Annotated in this window: 4 protein-coding genes; all 4 read right to left on the reverse strand. The window is 69.0% G+C overall.

The window, feature by feature from the left end:
- A partial coding sequence (locus tag ABWP50_RS04020) for a pilus assembly protein TadG-related protein (RefSeq protein WP_353216706.1) occupies nt 1-701 on the reverse strand: 701 nt, incomplete at its 3' end.
- Entirely contained in the window at nt 698-1,324 is a 627-nt protein-coding gene (locus ABWP50_RS04025; RefSeq protein ID WP_353216707.1) for a TadE/TadG family type IV pilus assembly protein, read from the reverse strand. The genes ABWP50_RS04020 and ABWP50_RS04025, both read right to left, overlap by 4 nt.
- The gene (locus tag ABWP50_RS04030; RefSeq protein WP_353216708.1) at nt 1,311-1,907 is read right to left on the reverse strand and encodes a TadE/TadG family type IV pilus assembly protein; all 597 of its coding nucleotides are present in this window, start codon (nt 1,905-1,907) and stop codon (nt 1,311-1,313) included. Before ABWP50_RS04030 ends, ABWP50_RS04025 begins: the two co-directional genes overlap by 14 nt.
- Nucleotides 1,904-2,384 (reverse strand): tetratricopeptide repeat protein (locus tag ABWP50_RS04035; protein WP_353216709.1); only part of this gene is annotated, 481 nt, incomplete at its 5' end. The genes ABWP50_RS04030 and ABWP50_RS04035, both read right to left, overlap by 4 nt.

A 2,384-nucleotide genomic window follows, 5' to 3' on the forward strand; every position in this document is an offset into this window, starting at 1 on the left:
GCGGGCGGCGTATCGGTTTGATCTTCACCGCCGGTGCGGGCTTCGACACAGCCGCGCCAGCGAAACGGCGCGTAGGCAGCGGTTGCCGCAGCGCCGCCCTGCAACCAGTCGGTCCTGGTTGGACCAAAGTTCACAGCCATCGTGTAGGGCACCACCGACACATAGAGCGTATCGAGGCTGGCACGGTTGCCGAACAGGATGTTGATCAGATCGCTGGCTGCCAGCCGCATCTGGGTAATGCCGCTCCCGGCCATCGATCCGGTGACATCCAGCACCATGGCCAGTTCCATGCCCATGGTGGTGCGGCGCGCGCTGGCGCTGGCGCGCACGGGCAGCGTGCGCCAGTTCGCGCCGGCCAGGCTGAGGAAGCTGGTGGTGACATGCCCGGTTGCCGTGATGGACAGCGTCTGGTTGTTGGCCGCCGGCGTCACCTGAAACTGATCGACCACCAGCCCGTTGCCAGCCGCGAGATTGGCGTTGAAATATTGCTGCGCTTCGGGCCCGGGATCGCGCGCACCAAGCTGGCGCGCCCCGGCCAGCGCCGCTGCATCGACAGCCTGGCCCAGCTGCTCCTGCGCGGTCCACGCACGGCCAAAATCAATGGCCAGGCCGCTCATCATCGCCAGCGGCAGCAGTGTAAGCGCCCCGGCCAGCGCCATGTTGCCGCGCTGCTGCCGGCGGGTGCGGCGAAGCGGCATCATTGCACCAGCGGCATGGCAAGGCGCGGGCGGCGCACCGCCACCCGGCGCACCACCATGGTTTGCGGCAAGCCCAGCAGCCGCCCGGTAAACCGCCACGGCGTGATCTCCCGTTCAACCTCGGCAAACACCGCGCCTTCGCCGCTGGCAATGGTCAGGCCATTCAGATTGCCCGGGCCGATCTGGCTGGCAATGCCGGCCCGGCCCCAGCGGTGCTGCCAGGCCACGGCCGGGCCGGCGCCAGTGTTGCCCACGCTGGTAACGATCAATGCGCCGTCGGCCAGTATGTCGGTGGGGCGCGCGACCTCGCGGGCGGCCAGCGCCAGCACGGCGATTTCCTTGCCGGTGACCACCCGGTTGATATCGGTTTGGGGGGTGAAGCGATCAATCTGCGCCGCAAGATCGGCGGCAGCCGTGGCAGCGGACGTGGTGCGTTGCACCTCGCTGACCAGGTTGGAAATATCCAGCCCGGCGAGCACAAAGCCCAGCAGGATCGGCATGACCAAGGCGAATTCCAACGCGCCCCCCCCGCGCTTTAGCGCACGCAGGCTCCCGCGCTTTGGCGCGCGCAGGCTCCTGCGCCTTGGCGCGCGCAGACCCCTCTGGCCATGCTCAGAACGGCTCATTGCGCACCACCATACGGGTTTCCAGGGGAATGTTGGGCGGCAGGCCCGGGACAACACCGCTCAGTGGGTGCGCCGTGTAGCGCAGCGTGTACACCGCGACGGAATCGCCGCCGCCTGGCGTTGGAATCGCCTGATCAGCATCCCAGCGGCCATTGCCATTGACATCCGTAAAGCCTTCGCCGGTATCGTGGCGGCCATTGCCGTTCACATCGGCGAGCGGCTCTGGCTGGCCAACGCCCTGATAGCCGGCATAGCTGCCGACGCCGAGACACATCTGATCGACCGGGATGAGCGCGCCGGCCTGCATGGCAATGATGGCCCGGATGCGATCAACACGGGGACCGCCGGCTGACGCTTCACCGCCAGGGCAAAGCGGCACCATGTTCCCGCCCTGCGCCGCCGCATCAACCTGCCCGGTAATCCCATAACGCGACGCAGCCCGCGACGCATGATCCAGCTGCTGCTTGATAAGCGCCAGCCAGGCGTGATCGGCCGCCATGGTGATCAGCAGCACCAGCGGCGGCAGGCACATGGCGGTTTCCAGCGCCGATGTACCGCGGCGCCGATGGCGCAAACGCCTCATGGTGTGACCATCTGCGCTGCACTTATCGCCGGCGCGGCCGCCAAGGCTGCCGACACGTCACGGTTGTGGCGGGCGGACGCATAAAGCGGATCAATCGCCAGCGCGCGGGCGTAGGCAAGCTGCGCCTGTGCATGGGCGCTGGCGAGATCATGGGCAATGCCAAGCCCGGTCCACGCACGCGGATCTTCGGGGTTCATCGCCGTCAGCGCGCCAAACGCCTGCCGCGCGGCAGCGGCATCATCGACGGCCAGCGCCGCGCGGCCACGGTCCAGCCACAGCGCCGCCGACCCTGGCAGCAGCGTGGCGGCCCGGCCCAGCGCATCGACCGCATCGGCCGGCTGATCAAGCGCCAGCAGCGCATGGCCAAGCCCGGCCCACGCCGCACCGTTGCGCGGCTGCGCCAACGTGAGCGCCCGCCACAGCCGGGCCGCGGCCTGCCACTGCCCGGCCCGGCCCGCAGCGCGCGCCAACGCTGGC

It is taken from the genome of Sandarakinorhabdus sp. (assembly GCF_040398645.1).
Classification (GTDB): domain Bacteria; phylum Pseudomonadota; class Alphaproteobacteria; order Sphingomonadales; family Sphingomonadaceae; genus Sandarakinorhabdus.

Coding starts and splice junctions, on each gene's coding strand:
- ABWP50_RS04025 (WP_353216707.1), bottom strand. CDS start 1,324: ATGAGCCGTTCTGAGCATGGCCAGAGGGGTCTGCGCGCGCCAAGGCGC.
- ABWP50_RS04030 (WP_353216708.1), bottom strand. CDS start 1,907: ATGAGGCGTTTGCGCCATCGGCGCCGCGGTACATCGGCGCTGGAAACC.